Below are 16,728 nucleotides of genomic sequence, written 5' to 3' on the forward strand. Positions count from 1 at the left end.
CGTCGCCGAAGGTATCGATGCGCCGCTGCGGAAACTGCTTGCGCCATTCGGCCGCCGTCTCCTCGCAGACCGACTGGCGCCGGCCGCAGATGGCCACGTCGGCGCCGAGGCTCAGGAAGCGCTCGGCCATCGCGCGGCCGAGGCCGGTGCCGCCGCCGGTCACCAGAATGCGCTGGCCGCTCATGAGGGAAGCTTCAAACATGGGTCGTCTCCTTGGTCGATGGGAAGGTGGGAAGGCGGCATGAAGAAAGGAAGGGGAAGCTGGCGCCGCCACCGGCACATGCTACGCGCGCCGTGCTTTCGCGGCTTGCGGGAAGTGGCTCCGCCCCTCGGGCGAGAATGCGCGAAACGATTCTTCCGGAGACCAGGACCGATGCCGAGCCCCGCCGACGATCAAGCCTTCGCACCGCTGGAGGGCGTTCGCGTCCTCAGCCTCGCGCTGAACCTGCCCGGCCCCGCCGCGCTGCTGCGCTGCCGCCGCATGGGCGCCACCTGCCTGAAGCTGGAGCCGCCGGGCGGCGACCCGATGGGGCTCTACAACCGCCCGGCCTATGCCGCGCTGCATGAGGGCATCGAGATCCGCGCCCTCGACCTGAAGTCCGAGGCCGGGCAGCAGCAGCTGCACGCCGAGCTGGCCTCCACCGACGTGCTGCTCACCTCGTTCCGCCCCTCGGCGCTCGCCAAGCTGAAGCTCGACTGGGCCACACTGCAGGCGCGCCATCCTTCGCTGTCGCAGGTAGCCATCGTCGGCGCACCAGGCGAGCGCGCCGAGGAGCCGGGCCACGACCTGACCTACCTCGCCGAAAGCGGCCTCGTCACCGGCACCGAACTGCCTCCAACGCTTTACGCCGACATGGGCGGCGCCCTGCTCGCCAGCGAGGCGGTGCTGAAAGCCATGCTGCTGCGCTCGCGCAAGACGGGCGGCGTTTATCTGGAAGTGGCGCTGAACGCCTCGGCCGACTGGCTCGCCCTGCCCCGCACCTGGGGCCTGACGCAGCCTTCGGGCACGGTCGGTGGCGCGCACGCCGGCTACCGCGTCTATCCCTGCGCCGATGGCCGCGTGGCGGTGGCGGCGCTGGAGCCGCATTTCGCCGACCGGCTCTGCGAGGCCGCGCAGATCGCCTCGCGCGACATGCTGGCGCCGGCCACGCGCGAGGCACTGGCCGCCTGGCTGCTGACGCGCACACGCACCGAACTCGACGCCATGAGCCGCGAGCGCGACGTGCCGCTGCTGACGCTGGCCGACTGATCCGGCTCAGCGGCTGTAGCCGTCGCGCCGCCGGTCTTCCCGCTTGAGCGCGAGATACGTGTCCAGATCGATCTCGTGCAGCTGGCGCGGGTACTGCTCGGCCCCCGCGAACCAGCGACGCTGGCGACGCTCGGCCTGGTCCGGCCCCGGCGCCGAGAGGTAGGCGTCGAGCGTCAGGAAGTAGCGCATCGCATTGCGCTCCACGAGTCCCCGCAGGCCGCGGATGTAGTCGGGCTGGCCCTCGGGCGTCTTGCCGATCACGGTGAAGCCCACCTTGTCGCTGCCGAAGGTCGCCAGATAGGCCATGGTGCCCAGGCGCACCATCGTGTTGTGGTCGTAGCTGTAGCTGAAGTGCAGGAAGCTCTTGCGCTCGTCGAGCGCCACGGCCTCGAGCTTTACCCGGTAGTTGCTGGTGCCCAGCGGGCCGCTCTCGGCCGACAGCTCCACCAGCAGGTGATCGGGCGAACTGCCGGCGACGCGGTAGACGAAGGGCAGCTCGAAGGCCTGGTCCACGGGCTTGTCGTAGCGGCGCACCACGTAGAGCGTGAGCATCTCGCTCCCCTGAGGGCCGCTGCCGGTGCGGCAGCGCCGGTTGTTGACGTGCAGGGTCAGCACGTCGCACCAGTGGGCCGGGTCCTTGAGCGCGGCGGCGATCTCGGAGAGCGGGTGCTCGACCACGGCGTAGACGTCGCCCTGCAGGCCATCGGCCGTTTCCATGGAATCGAGCTGCACAGCCCGGCCGAAGCTGCTGTGGTTGAGCTTGTCGCTCATCCGCTGGTGGACGGCGCGCAGCGCCTGCGCAGCAGAGTTCTCCGGCGCGGCCGCGAGGGCCGACACCGAGAAAACCGCCAGCGACAGCGCTGCCGCCAGGATGCGCATCCACGAAGCCGGCGAGTGGGGCGAGCTGCTCATGGGACCACACCATACAACGGAGCGCCCCGCCCCTGGCTTCAGTCGGACTGCGCCTGCTTGCCGCGCCGCACCATCAGCAGCATCGCGCCAGCCAGCAGCAAGGCCCCTGCCCACTGGCGCGACGTCATGGGCTGCGAGAACAGCAACGCGGCCAGCAAGGCCGCCACCAGCGGCTCGACCAGCGTACCGACCACCGCCGCCGTCGGCGACAGCCGCCGCGCGCCCCAGGCGAAGGCCAGGTAGGCCACAGAGGTCGTCACCACGCCCGTGTAGCCCACGCCCAGCCATTGGGCGCCGCCGGCTGGCCAGGTGATGCCCGAAGGCAGCGCCACGGCCAGCATGCACAGCGCCGCTGCCGTCATCCCCCAGGCCGAGGCCGTGACGGCCGGCACCCGCGCCGGCATGCGCGCGTTGCCCAGCACCACCATCGCGTAGCAGAAAGCCGAGCCCAGCGACCAGGCCACGCCAGCCGCATGCCCCGGGGCCAGCGGGCCCCATCCTCCGGCGGGCATCACCAGCAGCAGCACGCCGGCCAGCGCAAGCAGCAGGCCGGCGATCAGCCTGGGGCCGAGATGCTCATAGCCGCGCAGCACCGAAACCAGCGTGACGATCACCGGGGCGCAGCAGATCGAAATGACGGTCGGCAGCGCCGCGCCCAGGTGCACGATGCCGGCGAACCAGCAGCTCACGTTGAGCGCCATTGCAGCGCCTGTAGCCAGCATCTGCAGCCGCTCCCGGCTGCTCAGATCGGCCCAGCCGGCACCGGGGATCGCCGGCGTCCGCCATTGCAGCCACCACAGCAGCGGCAGCCCGAGGGCGAAGCGCGCCAGCGACAGGCTCTGCGGCGCGATGCCGCCATCGATCAGGAATTGCGCCACCAGCGCACCACCGCCCCAGAGGGCGCCAGCCAGCAGCACGCCGCCCCAGGCCAGGGCGGCAGACGTTCTTGCGTTCATTGATGAGAGTTCTTTCTCCATGACGCCCGCCATGGCCGATCGCTTCGGGATCGGGTTCAGGAGGCGGGCGTGACCATCCGAGCCGCTGGCCGGCCCAGGGGGCTCGGCTGGCGGCAACCACTTGGGCCTGAGCGCGAAGCGCGCTTCAGCAGCGGACTACGGAAGGGGGAGAAAGATGGCGGGCCATGTCGCGTATCTTAGGCGCCCGAGACTTTTTCAAGGAACAACACATGCCACTCGTGCGGATCGAGCTTTCCAGCGACAGTCCCGAAACCCTGGGCCCGGCCATCGGGGATCTCGTCTACCAGGCCATGCGGGACACCATCAACGTGCCGGAGCACGACAAGTTCCAGGTCATCACGCGGCACGCCCCGCACGAGCTGGTGCATCCGGCGAGCTATCTCGGCGTGGCGTACTCGCCGGGCTTCCTGCTGATCCAGATCACGCTGAACCAGGGGCGCACCACCGAGATGAAGAAGGCCTTCTACAGGCGCGTGGCCGACGACCTGCACGGCCAGCTGGGCATACGGCGCGAGGACGTGTTCATCAACCTCGTCGAGGTGGCGAAGGAGAACTGGTCCTTCGGCAACGGGGAGATGCAGTACGCCTGAAGGCGCAAGCCCGCCGCTCAGCGCGGCTTGCGGATGTTGCCGCGCACCGGGCCGGCAAGCTTGCGCCCGGCCGGCCCCGAACCCGAGCCGTTGTCGCGCGGCGGCAGGCCGGTGTGCTGCGTGAGGATGCGGCCCTTGGAGGGCTTCACCGGTGCCAGCTTGACCGGCGCAGCCTTGGCGGTTGGCGGTGCCGCGGTCGAATTCTTGCGGCGCGCGCTGGTGTAGCCGCCATCGGTCAGCGGCTGCCAGGTCGGGATGAGGTGGTGCTTGCCGTTGCCGATCAGGTCGGCGCGGCCCATCGCCTTGAGCGCCTCGCGCAACAGCGGCCAGTTGTTGGCGTCGTGGTAGCGCAGGAAGGCCTTGTGCAGGCGGCGGCGCTTGTCTCCGCGCACGATGTCCACCGCTTCGCTCTCGCGCGTGATCTTGCGCAGCGGGTTGCGGTTGGAGTGGTACATCGCGGTGGCCGTGGCCATCGGGCTCGGATAGAAGGTCTGCACCTGGTCGGCGCGGAAGCCGTTCTTCTTGAGCCAGATCGCGAGGTTCATCATGTCCTCGTCGCTGGTGCCCGGATGCGCGGCGATGAAGTACGGAATGAGGTACTGCTTCTTGCCAGCCTCGGCCGAGTACTTCTCGAACATCTGCTTGAACTTGTCGTAGCTGCCGATGCCGGGCTTCATCATCTTCGTGAGCGGGCCCTGCTCGGTGTGCTCGGGCGCGATCTTGAGATAGCCGCCCACGTGGTGCTGCACCAGCTCCTTCACGTACTCGGGCGACTGCACGGCCAGGTCGTAGCGCAGGCCGGAGCCGATCAGGATCTTCTTGATGCCCTTCAACGCGCGCGCCCGGCGATAGATCTTGATGAGCGGGTCGTGGTTGGTGTTGAGGTTCTGGCAGATGCCCGGGTACACGCAGCTGGGCTTGCGGCAGGCGGCCTCGATCTCGGGCGACTTGCAGCCGATGCGGTACATGTTGGCGGTGGGGCCGCCGAGGTCGGAGATGGTGCCGGTGAAGCCCTTCACCGAGTCGCGGATGGCCTCGACCTCCTTGATGATCGAGTCTTCCGAGCGGCTCTGGATGATGCGCCCCTCGTGCTCGGTGATCGAGCAGAAGGTGCAGCCGCCGAAGCAGCCGCGCATGATGTTCACGCTGAAGCGGATCATTTCCCAGGCGGGGATCTTGGTCGCGCCGTCGTGGCTGCCGTTCTCGTCGGCGTAGCGCGGGTGCGGGCTGCGCGCGTACGGCAGGTCGAACACGTGGTCCATCTCTGCCGTGGTGAGCGGAATGGGCGGCGGGTTGATCCACACGTCGCGCGCCGTGGTGCCCTCGCCGTGCGCCTGCACCAGCGCGCGGGCGTTGCCGGGGTTGGTCTCCAGGTGCAGCACGCGGTTGGCGTGCGCGTAGAGCACAGGATCGCTGCGCACCTGCTCGTAGGCCGGCAGGCGGATCACCGAACGCTCGCGCGGCGGCACCTTGGTCTTGCCCTTGCCTTGCAGCGCGGGGTTGGGCACGAAGTTCAGCGGCTTGATGGCGAGATTGACGGCAGTCGAGCCCGCGGCTTCGGCCGCCTTGGCCACCGCCTGGGCCTCGTCTTCCTTCGCGCAGGTGGCGCCGTTGGCCTTCGCCTGGTCGGACACCATCAGGTACGGGTTGACGTGCGCCTCGACGCGGCCGGGTTCGTCGACGCTGGTGGAGTCGATCTCGAACCAGCCCTCGGGGGTTTCACGGCGCACGAAGGCGGTGCCGCGCACGTCGGTGATCTGCTGCACCGGCTCCTTGGCGGCCAGGCGGTGCGCGATCTCGACGATGGCGCGCTCGGCGTTGCCGTACAGCAGCAGGTCGCACTTGGCGTCCACCACGATGGAGCGGCGCACCTTGTCCGACCAGTAGTCGTAGTGGGCGATGCGGCGCAGGCTGCCTTCGATGCCGCCGAGGATGATCGGCACGTCGCTCCAGGCTTCCTTGCAGCGCTGCGAATACACGATGGCCGCGCGGTCGGGGCGCGAACCGCCGACGTCGCCGGGGGTGTAGGCATCGTCGCTGCGGATCTTCCGGTCGGCCGTGTAGCGGTTGATCATCGAATCCATGTTGCCGGCGGTGACGCCGAAGAACAGGTTCGGCTTGCCCAGCACCTTGAAGGGCTCCGCGCTCTGCCAGTCGGGCTGCGCGATGATGCCCACGCGGAAGCCCTGGGCCTCCAGCATGCGGCCGATCACCGACATGCCGAAGCTGGGGTGGTCGACGTAGGCATCGCCCGTGACGACGATGATGTCGCAGCTGTCCCAGCCGAGCGCTTCCATTTCCTTGCGCGAGGTCGGCAGGAACTTCGCCGTGCCGAAACGGGCCGCCCAGTACTTGCGGTAGCTGGTCAGCGGCTTGGCGGCACGCGCGAAAAAGGAGACGTCGACGGGGGCGTTCATCGGTGGGATCGGACAGCGCCGGGGCGCCGCCGTTGTGGGCAACCCTAGATTTTAGGGTTTTCCATCATCCCTGTCGCTTCATGACATCCCGGAGCCAAGTTCTCTCCCCAGCCAATTGATTGCCAAAGTCAAATATCTAAATGACAATGGCAACCATGCCAGAGCTTTCGCCCCCCATCGACACCGCCGCCGTCAAGGCGATCCGGCAGTTCAACCGCTTCTACACACGCCGCATCGGCGCCCTGGACCCCTACCTCGGCAGCGCCATGTCGCTGACCGACGTGCGCGTGCTCTACGAGCTGGCGCACCGCGAAATGGCCGTCGCGAGCGAGATCGGGCGCGACCTCGGGCTCGACGCCGGCTACCTGAGCCGCATCCTTCGCCGCTTCGAGAACGAGGGCTGGCTGGTGCGCGAGCCGCATCCGCGCGATGCGCGCCAGAGCGTGCTGCGCCTGACCGACGCGGGCCATGCAGCGTTCGCGCCGCTGCAGCAGAAATCACGCGAAGAGGCTGCCGCCCTGCTCGCCTCGCTGGCGCCGGCGCAGCGCCAGCAGCTGGTGCGCGCCATGGGCACGGTGCAGTCGCTGCTCGACCCCGAAGCGCCGCCCGCGAAGCCGCAGGCGGCCGTCCTGCGCGGCCCGGCTCCGGGCGACATCGGCTGGGTGGTGCAGCAGCACGGCGAGATCTATGCGCGGGAATACGGCTGGAACAGCACCTTCGAGGCGCTGGTAGCCGGCATCGCGGGCGAGTTCCTGCTCAAGTTCCAGCCCGAATGGGAGCGCTGCTGGATCGCCGAGCTCAACGGCGAGCGTGTGGGCTCGATCTTCGTGGTGCGCAAGTCGGCCACGGTCGCGCAGCTGCGCCTGTTGATCCTCACGCCCGGCGCGCGCGGGCTGGGGCTGGGCGGCAAGCTGGTCGACGAATGCATCGCCTTCGCCCGCCTCAAGGGCTACCGGAAGATGGTGCTGTGGACCAACAGCTGCCTGACCGCCGCTCGCGGCATCTATGCCAGCCGCGGCTTCCAGCTCACGGCTTCGGAGCCGCACGAGGGCTATGGCACCCCGCTCGAGGGCGAGACCTGGGAATTGAAGCTGTAGTGCCAGGAACACCGCGGAACCGGCTTTGCCGGGCCGCAGGTGTTGCCCCCGGCAGGGGGTTGGCGAAGCGACACGAAGTGCGCGCAGCCTGGGGGCGAGCAACAGTTACTGCATGAACCAGCCGTGGCTCACCACAAGCGACTGCCCGGTCAGCGCATTCGTCGGGAAGCCCGCGAACAGCAGCGCCACGCGCGCCACGTCTTCCGTGGTCGTGAACTCGCCGTCGACGGTCTCCTTCAGCATCACGTTCTTGATGACTTCCTGCTCGGTGATGCCCAGCGTCTTGGCCTGCTCGGGAATCTGCTTCTCGACGAGCGGCGTGCGCACGAAGCCCGGGCAGATCACGTTGGCGCGCACGCCGTGCTTGGCACCCTCCTTGGCGACCGTCTTGGCCAGGCCGATGAGTCCGTGCTTGGCCGTCACGTAGGGCGCCTTCAGCAGCGAGGCCTCCTTGGAGTGCACGGAGCCCATGTAGATCACGCTGCCGCCGCGGCCCTGCGCGTACATGTGCTTCAGGCAGGCCTTGGTGGTGAGGAAGGCGCCGTCGAGGTGGATGGCCAGCATCTTCTTCCAGTCGGCGAAGCTGAATTCCTCCACCGGGTGCACGATCTGGATGCCGGCGTTGCTGATCAGGATGTCGATGCCGCCGAAGGCAGCCGCGCCCTCTTCCACCGAGGCGTTGACCTGGTCTTCGTTCGTCACGTCCACGCCCACGCCGATGGCCTGCGCACCCGTGGCCTTGAGCTCGGCCGCGGTGGCGTCGGCCGCTTCCTTGTTGAGGTCGGCGATGATGATCTTCGCGCCTTCCCGCGCGAACAGGATGGCGATTTCCTTGCCGATGCCGCTGGCCGAGCCGGTGATGTAGGCGACCTTGTCCTTGAGTTGCATGGTGATGTTCCTTGAGGGTTGGGGTTGGGAAGCTGGCGGCGTGAAAACTGAAGCCGCCAGCAAGAATCAGGCGAGGTAGTCGTGCTCGACCGTGCCGAGCGCGAGCGTCATGTCGGCGATGTAGTGCACCGCCGACTCGACCTTTCGCACCGGCAGATCGGCCACCGGCGCCAGCGCGTGCGGGTGCAGTTCGAGTGAACCGGGCCCGCCCCACGCGCCGTGCAGCGTCACGTCGACCATGTGATAGCGCACCAGCTCGCAGATGCGGGCCGTTCCGTCGACGTGCGGAATGATCTTGAGCAGGAAGTTCGGCTGCGCGATGCCCGCGAGGATGGGCGCCGGGTCGAGCATGCGGTGCTTGAAGCCCATGGTGGCCTTGGCCACGCGGACCTTGCCGTAGTCGAGGGTGCCGACGACCACGTCGGTCTCGTAGTCGAGCACCGGCGAGGCCAGCTTCTTCGGAAAGCCCCAGAGCTCCCGCCCGCCGGCAATGGGCGGATGGTCGTTCAGGTACATCGCATGCACGTACGCGCCCTTCTCCACGCCCCTGGCGGTGCGCAGCTGCACCGGAATGACCTGGCCCGACTCGGTGTAGTCGCCGAAGCCGGTGGAATCGGGCATGCGGATGAATTCGTACTTGACCAGCGGCTCGACCACTTCGAGCGGCTCGGGCACCACGGCGCGCAGGGCCTCGATGTCGGTGCGGTAAGTGATGATCAGGAATTCGCGCCTGATGAAGCGGTAAGGCCCTGGCGGAAAGGCCGGACTGGTCAGCGGCATCGCGAATGCCGTTCGTCGCACGTCTTCAATGTTCATGATGCAAACATTTCCTCCTGGTGAAGCTGGAACGGTGAAGTGACGGCCCAGTCTCGCGCTGGTTTCTTAGCCGGGGCTGAATCGCCGGTCGTCCCTGAAGCTCATCGCGAAAGCCCCGGCCGCTTGACGCGCCCCGAGCCATGCTCGCCGAGGTCGAAGGTGGTCACGCCATTGACCGTGGCGTCGGCGCGCAGCGTCTCCGGATGGGCCAGCGTCACGCGCATGTCGCGCGCGCCAGCTTCCCAATGCTCTTCCACCGCGGCGCGCGAGAACTCGTAGTCCTTCGACTCCAGCTCGTAGGGCTTGTCACGGTAGATCAGGTGAAAGATGTCGATGGGCTCGTGCGTGAGCTGCGACTGCACCTCGTGCACGCTGGGGTCGTTGCGCAGGCTGGCCGGCAGCTTGGAGATCAGGTCGGCAATCGCCTGCTGCAGGTTCATGTTGGCGGCCAGCGCGTCGGTGTTCATGCGCGTGCGGCTCGAGTAGGTGATGTCCTTCTGCCGTTCCAGCACGCCCGCCATGGTGCGGGGCATCTCGCCGCGCGCGTTGAACAGGTCGACCTGCAGCACCACCAGCGGCTCGTTGCGCGGGTGCATGTCGAGCACGTACTGCAGCGGCGTGTTCGACACGATGCCGCCGTCCCAGTAGTCGTCGCCGTCGATGCTCACCGGCGCGAAGCCCGGCGGCAGCGCGCCGCTGGCCATGATGTGCTCGGGCCCGATGCGCTGGCGCGTGTTGTCGAAGTACACCGAATTGCCCGTGCGCACGTTCACCGCGCCCACGCTGAAGCGGGCCTCGCAAGCGTTGATGCGGTCGAAATCGACGAGCCGCTCCAGCGTGGACTTCAGCGGCGAGGTGTCGTAGTAGCTCAGCAGCGGCGCGGCGCCGCCGAGCAGGAAGGCCGGCGAGTAGCGCGGCTCGAAGAAGCCCGGAATGCCCACCAGGGAGGCCATCGTCGCGCTGTACTGGTTCTGCATGGCCCGGTCGCCCAGCCATGAAGGCAGCCGCTGCGAAGGCCCGGAGGACACGAGGTGCCAGAACTCGCGCAGCCGGTCGACGCGCTTTTCCTGCGCGTTGCCCGCGATCAGCGCGGCGTTGATGGCGCCGATGGAAACGCCGGCGATCCAGTCCGGCTGAAGCTCGGTTTCGCTGAGCGCCGCGTACACGCCGGCCTGGTAGGCGCCGAGCGCGCCCCCGCCCTGCAGCACCAGCGCCTTGCGGGCGGTGCGCATGTCCTCGCGGCGCGAGGCGAAAGGATCGAGGGGCTTGGAGGCGGCACGGGTTTTCTTCTTCGGGGGTGTCGTCGTCATGCGTTCATTTGACACCAGCCCCGAGACACAAACCTGACCAGGGGCTCTTGCCCCTGGAACGATTTCACATCTTCGGCAGCATCTGCCCGCGGATCTCGCCACCGGGGTTGGCGGCCGTGTGGATGTTGGCGTACCACTTGCCCGCCGACAGGTCGGCGGCCTGCGCCGGCGTGAGCGTGGCCTGTCCCTCGATCGGGCTCGCAGGATTGGCGAAGGGCAGCACCACGCCCGCATTGGCTCCCGCCGCGGCCGGGCCGTGGAAGTGCGCCATGGTCGCCGGGCCGCTCAGGCCGGTGTAGGTGATCTTGTACTTGAGCACATTGGTGTCGCGGTTGAGCCAGGCCTCGGCCATGCCGCTGCCACGCGTCATGTTCGGCGGGACTTCGCTCGCCGCGTTCATCGCGCCGCTGAAGCTCGCGACGTTCGATTTCGACATCATTCCGCAGCCGGCCAGCGCGGCACTGGCAACGCCAGTGACGAGGGCTGCGCGCAAGAGGGCGCCATATTTGGTCATGAGCTTTATCTCCTGGTTGTGAAAAGCGTCCACAGCATAGGCAGCTCCACGGGCGCTTTCCTGTCGGCCATCGCCCCGACTTGGCCCGGCGCACACAACCTGAAAGAGAATGTGTCGATGACTTCATCAGCCCCTGCCGCCCCTGCAGTCCCTTCGGCCCGCGACGTGGTCGGTTTCTGGAGCGAAGCCGGCCCCGAGCGCTGGTTCGCCAAGAACGACGCCTTCGATGCCGACTTCATCTCCCGCTTCGCCGAAGCCCATCAGGCCGCGGCCCGCGGCGAGCTCGACCACTGGGCGGCCGATGCCCAGGGCGCGCTGGCCCTGCTCGTGCTGCTCGACCAGTTCCCGCGCAACGCCTGGCGCGGCAACCCGCACATGCTGGCCACCGATGGCAGGGCGCTGGCCGTGGCCAAGCAGGCAGTCGAGGCGGGCTTCGACCGGCAATGCGAGCCCGTGCTGCAACGTTTCTTCTACCTGCCCTTCATGCACTCCGAGGTGCTGGCCGAGCAGGAGCGCTCGGTGGAACTCAACGCCGTGCTCGACGACAACACCCGGCGCTATGCCGTGCTGCACCGCGACATCGTCGCGCGCTTCGGCCGCTTTCCGCATCGCAACCGGATGCTCGGACGCACCAGCACGGCGGAAGAACAGAAGTTCCTGGACGAAGGCGGCTTCGCAGGCTGAGCCGCCAACAAGACAGTGCCGCTCAGTCGTCGTTGTGCGGCAGCGGCAACTCGCGCGTGGGCGACGGGTTCAGCTCGGCGATGCCCGCCGTGTCCTTCATCGAGCCGTAGGTGCGCGCATAGACCCAGGTGAACTCCGCGCCCAGCAGGAAGATCTGCGCCGAGTAGTACACCCACACCAGCACCACCACCAGCGAGCCCGCCGCGCCGTAGCCCGAGGCCACGCTGCTCTTGCCGATGTACAGGCCGATCAGATGCTTGCCCACGGTGAACAGCAGCGCCGTCACCGCCGCGCCCACCCACACGTCGCGCCACTGCACCTTCACGCGCGGCATGATCTTGTAGATCATCGCGAAGATCACGGTCACCATCGCGAAGCTGAAGACGAAGTTGACGACCTGCGCCGTCGTCTCCCAGGCGCCGAACATCGGCGACCACCACTTGCCCAGCGCCGCGAGCGCCGCGCTCGCCACCAGCGACACCATGAGCAGGAAGCCGATGCCCATGATCATGCTGAACGACAGCAGCCGCACCCGCAGCATGTTGAACAGGCCCTTGTTCTTGGTGCGCGCCGGCGCGCGCCAGATGCGGTCGAGCGCATCCTGCAGCTCGCCGAAGACGGTGGTGGCGCCCACCACCAGCAGCCCGATGCCGATCACCGTTGCCACGATGCCCTCGGCCGGCTTGTTGACCGCCTTCAGCATGCCCTGCACCGCCGCCGCGCCCTGCTCGCCCATCAGGCCCGAGAGCTGGGCGAATATCTCGCCGCGCGCGGCCTCCTGGCCGAAAACTAGGCCCGCCACCGCGATCACGATCAGCAGCAGCGGCGCGATCGAGAACACCGTGTAGTAGGCCAGCGCCGCGCCCATGCTCGGGGCGTAGTCGTTGGACCACGAATTGAAGGCCCGGCGGCAGAGATCGAAGAGCGCGCGCAGTTGCGTGACCATGCTGGAATGTCCTCCTTGAAACGCGTGAAGCAGCCGGGCGCCGTATCGTCGCGGCGGCGCCCGGCAAGGCGAATGTCCGCCTACGATAATCGCTCGACATGCAACCGTCTCCCCCCGCAGCCCACCCGCAGTCGCCGCGCGACCTTTTTGTTTCGTTCACCTGGCTCGCGCTGCAGGGCTTCGGCGGAGTTCTCGCCATCGTCCAGCGCGAGATGGTCGAGAAGAAGAAATGGCTCACGCCGGAGCAGTTCCTCGAGGACTGGGCCGTCGCGCAGGTGATGCCCGGGCCCAACGTGATCAACCTCGCGCTGATGATCGGCGACCGCTACTTCGGCCTGCGCGGCGCGCTGGCGGCGGTGGCGGGCATGCTGACCATTCCGCTGGCGGTGATCCTCGCGCTGGCCGTGCTGCACGCGCACTATGCCGGCAACCCGCAGGTGGCGGCCGCGCTGCGGGGCATGGGGGCGGTGTCGGGTGGGCTCATCGCCGCGACGGGCGTCAAGCTGGTGCCGCAGCTGCGCAAGCACCCGCTGGGCTTCGCGGCCTGCCTGGCCATCATGGCGCTGGTGTTCGCGGCCATCGCGGTGCTGAAGATTCCGCTGGGCTGGGTGCTGCTGGTGGTCGGCGGCGTGGCCTGCATCTGGACCTGGAAGAGGATCGCCCCATGACCATCGCCATGCAATGGCACGACTGGCTGGCCCTCTTCGGGCAATACATGCTGCTGTCGCTGCTGTCGATCAGCGGCGCCATCACCACGGTGCCCGACATGCATCGCTACCTCGTCACGCAGCACGGCTGGCTCACCGATGCGCAGTTGACCTCCTCGGTCGCCATCGCACAGGCGGCGCCCGGGCCCAATGTGCTGTTCGTGGCGCTGATGGGCTGGAACGTGGGGCTCAATGCCGGCGGCGGCGTCGGCGCGGGGCCGCACGCCTGGGTGCTCGGCCTCTTCGGTCTGCTGGTCACGATGCTGGGCATCATGCTGCCGAGCACCACCCTCACCTACTTCGCCACCCGCTGGGGCCACCGCAACCGCACGCGCCGCGAGGTTCGCGCCTTCAAGCAGGGCATGGCACCCGTGGTGGTGGGCCTGCTGATCGCCACTGGCTGGGTGCTGGCTGCGGGAAACCATGCCGGCGATGCGCCCGCATGGCACCTGTGGCTGCTGACCGGCGCCGCCGCGCTTATCGTCTGGCGCACGCGCATCCACCTGCTCTGGCTGCTCGGCGCCGGCGCGGTGCTGGGCGCCGTGGGCTTCGTCTGATCGTTCTTCCCTCCCCTTTCATCAGGAACACATCGCCATGTCGCAACTTCGTCCGCTCGGCCGATCCGGCCTCCAGGTTTCCCCGCTCGCCTTCGGCGGCAACGTGTTCGGCTGGACCGTCGACGAGGCAGCCTCCTTCAAGCTGCTCGATGCCTGGCTGGACGCCGGCTTCAACTTCGTCGACACCGCGGACGTGTATTCGGCCTGGGTGCCGGGCCACACCGGCGGCGAATCGGAGACCATCATCGGCAAGTGGCTCAAGCAAAGCGGCAAGCGCAACCGCGTGGTGCTGGCCACCAAGGTCGGCAAGCCGATGGGTGAAGGCAAGGTGGGCCTTTCGCCCAAGTACATCCGCGAAGCCGTGGAGGCCTCGCTCAAGCGCCTGCAGACGGACTACATCGATCTCTACCAGTCCCACGACGACGACGCCAACACGCCGCTGGAAGAATCGCTGGGAGCCTTCGACAAGCTGATCAAGGAAGGCAAGGTGCGCGCCATCGGCGCGTCGAACTACACCGCGCCGCGCCTGGCCGAGGCGCTCGACGTGTCGGAGCGACTGGGCATCGCCCGCTACGAGAGCCTGCAGCCGCTGTACAACCTCTACGACCGCGCCGTGTTCGAGGACGCGCTGGAGCCGCTGTGCATCCAGCGCGAGGTGGGCGTGATCAACTTCTACGCGCTGGCCGCGGGCTTCCTCACGGGCAAGTACCGCACCGAGGCAGATGCGGCCAAGAGTGCGCGCGGCGCCAACACCACCAAGAAATACCTCAACGAGCGCGGCCTGCGCATCCTCGACGCGCTCGACAAGGTGGCCCAGCAATACAACGCCAAGCCGGGCCAGGTCGCCATCGCATGGCAGATCGCGCGCCCGGGCGTGACGGCGCCGATCGCCAGCGCGACGTCCATCGCGCAGCTCGAGGAACTCGTGGTCGCCACCCAGCTGAAGCTGGACGCGGGCACCATCGAGATGCTCGACCGCGCCAGCGCAGAAACGGCGAAGCCCGCGGCCTGATCCGATGACCATATTCGACTCCATCGCCGCTCCCACGCTGGAGCATTTCGCCGACCTGAGCATCCAGGTGGGCATTCCGCAGGTGCTGGGCAACAGCCCGCGCGGGCTGCGCCGCGTGGTGCCGATCACCGGCGGCGAAGCCATCGGCCACGGCTGGCGGGCACGCGTGCTGCCGGGCGGCAGCGACTTCCAGCTGATCGTGAGCGACACGCTCTCCGAACTCGACGCGCGCTACGGCCTGGAGACCGACGCCGGCGACCTGGTCTACGTGCACAACAGCGCGATGCGAAGCGCCTCGCCCGAGGTGATGGCCAAGCTGCTGCGCGGCGAGCCGGTCGACCCGTCGCAGGTGTACTTCCGCTGCAGTCCGCGCTTCGAGACTGCCTCGGCTTCGCTGAAGTGGATCAACGAGCGCATGTTCACCGGAGCCGGCGTGCGCCATCCGGCCGAGGTGGTGATGCGCTTCTTCGCGCTGAACTAGCCGTCGACGGGGTTCAGCGGCGTCGACAGGATGCGCTGGTAGAAGGCCACGTCGAGCCAGCGCCCGAACTTGAAACCCGCCTGACGCACCGTGCCCGAGTGCTCGAAGCCCAGGTGCTCGTGCAGCGCGATGCTGCCGGCGTTGGCCGCGTCGATGGCGCCGACCATCACGTGCACGTCACGCTTCACGGCCTCTTCGACGATGGCTTCCATCAGCGTGCGGCCCAGGCCCTTGCCGCGCTGGGCGCTGTCGACGTAGACCGAGTGCTCCACCGTGTACTTGTAGGCGGGAAAGGCGCGGAAGCTGCCGTAGCTCGCGAAGCCCAGCAGCTTGCCGCTCTCGTCCTCGGCCCCGATCACCGGGAAGCCGTTGGCGCGCTTGGTGGCGAACCACGTAGCCATGTTCTCGGACGTGCGGGGCTTGTAGTCGTACAGCGCGGTGGAGGTGACGATGGCCTCGTTGAGGATGGCCAGGATCGCGGCGGCGTGGGCTTCTTCGGTGCAGGAGATGAGACGCATGGTGCGGGTCCTCGTTCGGGTCTCGTTGAAATTTCGTTCAATATAGGAGAATAATAATCTCATATGAGAAACGACTCATCTCCTGACCCATCCCCTGCCGACGTTTCCGGCCAGAACATCGACCTGCTCATCGCCACCCGGCTGCTGGCCCTGCGCCAGTCGCAGGGGCTGAGCCTCGCGGACCTGGCCGAACGCTCGGGCGTGAGCAAGGCCATGATTTCCAAGGTGGAGCGCGCCCAGAGCAGCCCCACTGCCGTGCTGCTGGGCAAGCTGGCCGCCGGGCTGGGCGTGCCGCTGGCGCAGTTGCTGACCGAGGAGAAGGGGCGGCCGAAGCGGCTGCGCACGCGCGCCGAGCAGGAGGTGTGGCGCGACCCGCAGGCCGGCTACCTGCGGCGGCAGGTGGCCGAGCGCCAGGCGGGCAGCGGCGTCGAGATGGTCGAGATCGAACTGCCGCGCTCGGCGCAGGTCGACTACCCGCGCTGGAGCGGCAAGCCGTACCGGCAGTGCCTGTGGATGCTCGAAGGCGAACTGCGGGTGGACTACGGCGACGAGCGCTTCGAGCTCGCGCCGGGCGACTGCCTGGACTTCGGCGTGGACCGGCCGCTGGTCTTCAAGGCGCTGGGGCGCGGCGCCTGCCGCTATCTGCTGGTGGCAAGCCCTGAGTAGGCCGCACGAGCAAGGGAACGTCGCACCCACGGGGTAGGCACGCTCCCACATGCACATCCGGCGCTTGCCGGTGCTGCGGGCAGCCTCGCCCTGAATACTGCAAGGCATCCAGACTTCCGGAGGAACGAAGATGTCATTCGCGCTCTACATGATCGGTTTCCTGATTTTCCTGGCCGGCGTCGCATGGGGCGCCTCGGTAGCCGGCGTGCCCACGCTCTACATCGGCATCGGCGCGGTGATCCTGCTGGGCATCGGCATCTTCAGTGCGGTGGGCCGAACGCGCGGCAAGGACCCCTCCTGAGTTCACGCGGGCTTCACGCCGCCCGCACAGAGGGTCGCTAACTTCGCAGCGCGCATCGCGGCACGCGGTGCGCATTGCTTCAAGTC

General features: G+C 68.0%; 20 protein-coding genes. 10 read left to right on the forward strand and 10 right to left on the reverse strand.

The annotated features are described in order from the left end of the window. Positions 1 to 202: SDR family NAD(P)-dependent oxidoreductase (locus tag QMO14_RS25920; RefSeq protein ID WP_301510671.1), on the reverse strand; the 202-nt coding region annotated here is incomplete at its 3' end. 171 nt (positions 203 to 373) lie between these two features. On the opposite strand from QMO14_RS25920, the gene QMO14_RS25925 reads away from it, so the two are divergent. Further along, positions 374 to 1,249, forward strand: a complete 876-nt coding sequence (locus QMO14_RS25925; RefSeq protein WP_301510672.1) for a CoA transferase — start codon at positions 374 to 376, stop codon at positions 1,247 to 1,249. Between the two features lie 6 nt (positions 1,250 to 1,255). Here the strand turns inward: QMO14_RS25925 and QMO14_RS25930 are convergent, their stop codons facing one another. Both QMO14_RS25930 and QMO14_RS25935 read right to left on the reverse strand, forming a co-directional pair. Continuing rightward, positions 1,256 to 2,161 carry a hypothetical protein gene (locus tag QMO14_RS25930; protein ID WP_301510673.1) on the reverse strand — a complete coding sequence of 302 codons (906 nt, stop codon included), beginning with the start codon at positions 2,159 to 2,161 and terminating at the stop codon, positions 1,256 to 1,258. A 38-nt stretch (positions 2,162 to 2,199) separates the two neighbouring features. Then, positions 2,200 to 3,117 (reverse strand): DMT family transporter, encoded by a 918-nt coding sequence (locus tag QMO14_RS25935; RefSeq protein WP_301510674.1) that lies wholly within the window; start codon positions 3,115 to 3,117, stop codon positions 2,200 to 2,202. A 230-nt stretch (positions 3,118 to 3,347) separates the two neighbouring features. Here QMO14_RS25935 and QMO14_RS25940 point away from each other — a divergent pair, with 230 nt between their 5' ends. Then, a complete protein-coding gene (locus QMO14_RS25940) occupies positions 3,348 to 3,728 on the forward strand; it encodes a tautomerase family protein (protein ID WP_301510675.1) in 381 nt (126 codons plus the stop codon). A 17-nt stretch (positions 3,729 to 3,745) separates the two neighbouring features. On the opposite strand, the gene QMO14_RS25945 is transcribed toward QMO14_RS25940, so the two are convergent. Next, on the reverse strand, positions 3,746 to 6,145 hold the full coding sequence (locus QMO14_RS25945; protein WP_301510677.1) for a YgiQ family radical SAM protein: 2,400 nt from the start codon (positions 6,143 to 6,145) through the stop codon (positions 3,746 to 3,748). A gap of 140 nt (positions 6,146 to 6,285) precedes the next feature. Here QMO14_RS25945 and QMO14_RS25950 point away from each other — a divergent pair, with 140 nt between their 5' ends. Next, positions 6,286 to 7,242 (forward strand): helix-turn-helix domain-containing GNAT family N-acetyltransferase, encoded by a 957-nt coding sequence (locus QMO14_RS25950; RefSeq protein WP_301510679.1) that lies wholly within the window; start codon positions 6,286 to 6,288, stop codon positions 7,240 to 7,242. Between the two features lie 105 nt (positions 7,243 to 7,347). On the opposite strand, the gene QMO14_RS25955 is transcribed toward QMO14_RS25950, so the two are convergent. From QMO14_RS25955 to QMO14_RS25970, 4 genes are all read right to left on the reverse strand, one after another. Continuing rightward, complete coding sequence (locus QMO14_RS25955) at positions 7,348 to 8,130, reverse strand: 3-hydroxybutyrate dehydrogenase (RefSeq protein WP_301510681.1); 783 nt, start codon at positions 8,128 to 8,130, stop codon at positions 7,348 to 7,350. A 66-nt stretch (positions 8,131 to 8,196) separates the two neighbouring features. Beyond that, positions 8,197 to 8,946, reverse strand: a complete 750-nt coding sequence (locus tag QMO14_RS25960) for an acetoacetate decarboxylase (protein ID WP_301510682.1) — start codon at positions 8,944 to 8,946, stop codon at positions 8,197 to 8,199. 101 nt (positions 8,947 to 9,047) lie between these two features. After that, entirely contained in the window at positions 9,048 to 10,256 is a 1,209-nt protein-coding gene (locus QMO14_RS25965) for a patatin-like phospholipase family protein (protein ID WP_301510683.1), read from the reverse strand. A 64-nt stretch (positions 10,257 to 10,320) separates the two neighbouring features. Then, entirely contained in the window at positions 10,321 to 10,770 is a 450-nt protein-coding gene (locus tag QMO14_RS25970) for a CHRD domain-containing protein (protein ID WP_301510685.1), read from the reverse strand. A gap of 117 nt (positions 10,771 to 10,887) precedes the next feature. Here QMO14_RS25970 and QMO14_RS25975 point away from each other — a divergent pair, with 117 nt between their 5' ends. Next, positions 10,888 to 11,454: a DUF924 family protein gene (locus tag QMO14_RS25975; protein ID WP_301510686.1), complete on the forward strand. Its 567-nt coding sequence runs from the start codon at positions 10,888 to 10,890 to the stop codon at positions 11,452 to 11,454. A gap of 22 nt (positions 11,455 to 11,476) precedes the next feature. On the opposite strand, the gene QMO14_RS25980 is transcribed toward QMO14_RS25975, so the two are convergent. After that, a complete protein-coding gene (locus QMO14_RS25980; RefSeq protein ID WP_301510687.1) occupies positions 11,477 to 12,400 on the reverse strand; it encodes a YihY/virulence factor BrkB family protein in 924 nt (307 codons plus the stop codon). A gap of 98 nt (positions 12,401 to 12,498) precedes the next feature. Between QMO14_RS25980 and QMO14_RS25985 the strand changes: the two genes are divergently transcribed. From QMO14_RS25985 to QMO14_RS26000, 4 genes are read left to right on the forward strand one after another with little or no spacing between them, the layout of a single operon-like run. Continuing rightward, positions 12,499 to 13,068: a chromate transporter gene (locus QMO14_RS25985; RefSeq protein WP_301510688.1), complete on the forward strand. Its 570-nt coding sequence runs from the start codon at positions 12,499 to 12,501 to the stop codon at positions 13,066 to 13,068. After that, positions 13,065 to 13,664, forward strand: a complete 600-nt coding sequence (locus QMO14_RS25990; RefSeq protein WP_301510690.1) for a chromate transporter — start codon at positions 13,065 to 13,067, stop codon at positions 13,662 to 13,664. The genes QMO14_RS25985 and QMO14_RS25990 overlap by 4 nt, the downstream gene beginning before the upstream one ends. Before the next feature lie 37 nt (positions 13,665 to 13,701). After that, positions 13,702 to 14,676 (forward strand): aldo/keto reductase, encoded by a 975-nt coding sequence (locus QMO14_RS25995; RefSeq protein WP_301510692.1) that lies wholly within the window; start codon positions 13,702 to 13,704, stop codon positions 14,674 to 14,676. Positions 14,677 to 14,680: 4 nt separating this feature from the next. After that, complete coding sequence (locus QMO14_RS26000) at positions 14,681 to 15,157, forward strand: DUF3237 domain-containing protein (RefSeq protein WP_301510693.1); 477 nt, start codon at positions 14,681 to 14,683, stop codon at positions 15,155 to 15,157. Here the strand turns inward: QMO14_RS26000 and QMO14_RS26005 are convergent. Then, the gene (locus QMO14_RS26005) at positions 15,154 to 15,675 is read right to left on the reverse strand and encodes a GNAT family N-acetyltransferase (protein ID WP_301510695.1); all 522 of its coding nucleotides are present in this window, start codon (positions 15,673 to 15,675) and stop codon (positions 15,154 to 15,156) included. The two genes, QMO14_RS26000 and QMO14_RS26005, sit on opposite strands and share 4 nt — an antisense overlap. A gap of 63 nt (positions 15,676 to 15,738) precedes the next feature. Between QMO14_RS26005 and QMO14_RS26010 the strand changes: the two genes are divergently transcribed. Further along, a complete protein-coding gene (locus QMO14_RS26010) occupies positions 15,739 to 16,341 on the forward strand; it encodes a helix-turn-helix domain-containing protein (protein ID WP_301510697.1) in 603 nt (200 codons plus the stop codon). A 130-nt stretch (positions 16,342 to 16,471) separates the two neighbouring features. Continuing rightward, positions 16,472 to 16,642, forward strand: coding sequence for a hypothetical protein (locus QMO14_RS26015; protein ID WP_019653095.1), 171 nt, complete (start codon positions 16,472 to 16,474; stop codon positions 16,640 to 16,642). Positions 16,643 to 16,728: the final 86 nt, after the last annotated feature.

The organism is Variovorax sp. CAN15, assembly GCF_030462475.1.
Lineage (GTDB): Bacteria > Pseudomonadota > Gammaproteobacteria > Burkholderiales > Burkholderiaceae_C > Variovorax.

Excerpts from the sequence above, each read along its gene's own strand:
- QMO14_RS25925 (WP_301510672.1), top strand. The coding sequence starts at position 374 with ATGCCGAGCCCCGCCGACGATCAAGCCTTCGCACCGCTGGAGGGCGTT.
- QMO14_RS25930 (WP_301510673.1), bottom strand. The coding sequence starts at position 2,161 with ATGAGCAGCTCGCCCCACTCGCCGGCTTCGTGGATGCGCATCCTGGCG.
- QMO14_RS25935 (WP_301510674.1), bottom strand. The coding sequence starts at position 3,117 with ATGAACGCAAGAACGTCTGCCGCCCTGGCCTGGGGCGGCGTGCTGCTG.
- QMO14_RS25940 (WP_301510675.1), top strand. The coding sequence starts at position 3,348 with ATGCCACTCGTGCGGATCGAGCTTTCCAGCGACAGTCCCGAAACCCTG.
- QMO14_RS25945 (WP_301510677.1), bottom strand. The coding sequence starts at position 6,145 with ATGAACGCCCCCGTCGACGTCTCCTTTTTCGCGCGTGCCGCCAAGCCG.
- QMO14_RS25950 (WP_301510679.1), top strand. The coding sequence starts at position 6,286 with ATGACAATGGCAACCATGCCAGAGCTTTCGCCCCCCATCGACACCGCC.
- QMO14_RS25955 (WP_301510681.1), bottom strand. The coding sequence starts at position 8,130 with ATGCAACTCAAGGACAAGGTCGCCTACATCACCGGCTCGGCCAGCGGC.
- QMO14_RS25960 (WP_301510682.1), bottom strand. The coding sequence starts at position 8,946 with ATGAACATTGAAGACGTGCGACGAACGGCATTCGCGATGCCGCTGACC.
- QMO14_RS25965 (WP_301510683.1), bottom strand. The coding sequence starts at position 10,256 with ATGACGACGACACCCCCGAAGAAGAAAACCCGTGCCGCCTCCAAGCCC.
- QMO14_RS25970 (WP_301510685.1), bottom strand. The coding sequence starts at position 10,770 with ATGACCAAATATGGCGCCCTCTTGCGCGCAGCCCTCGTCACTGGCGTT.
- QMO14_RS25975 (WP_301510686.1), top strand. The coding sequence starts at position 10,888 with ATGACTTCATCAGCCCCTGCCGCCCCTGCAGTCCCTTCGGCCCGCGAC.
- QMO14_RS25980 (WP_301510687.1), bottom strand. The coding sequence starts at position 12,400 with ATGGTCACGCAACTGCGCGCGCTCTTCGATCTCTGCCGCCGGGCCTTC.
- QMO14_RS25985 (WP_301510688.1), top strand. The coding sequence starts at position 12,499 with ATGCAACCGTCTCCCCCCGCAGCCCACCCGCAGTCGCCGCGCGACCTT.
- QMO14_RS25990 (WP_301510690.1), top strand. The coding sequence starts at position 13,065 with ATGACCATCGCCATGCAATGGCACGACTGGCTGGCCCTCTTCGGGCAA.
- QMO14_RS25995 (WP_301510692.1), top strand. The coding sequence starts at position 13,702 with ATGTCGCAACTTCGTCCGCTCGGCCGATCCGGCCTCCAGGTTTCCCCG.
- QMO14_RS26000 (WP_301510693.1), top strand. The coding sequence starts at position 14,681 with ATGACCATATTCGACTCCATCGCCGCTCCCACGCTGGAGCATTTCGCC.
- QMO14_RS26005 (WP_301510695.1), bottom strand. The coding sequence starts at position 15,675 with ATGCGTCTCATCTCCTGCACCGAAGAAGCCCACGCCGCCGCGATCCTG.
- QMO14_RS26010 (WP_301510697.1), top strand. The coding sequence starts at position 15,739 with ATGAGAAACGACTCATCTCCTGACCCATCCCCTGCCGACGTTTCCGGC.
- QMO14_RS26015 (WP_019653095.1), top strand. The coding sequence starts at position 16,472 with ATGTCATTCGCGCTCTACATGATCGGTTTCCTGATTTTCCTGGCCGGC.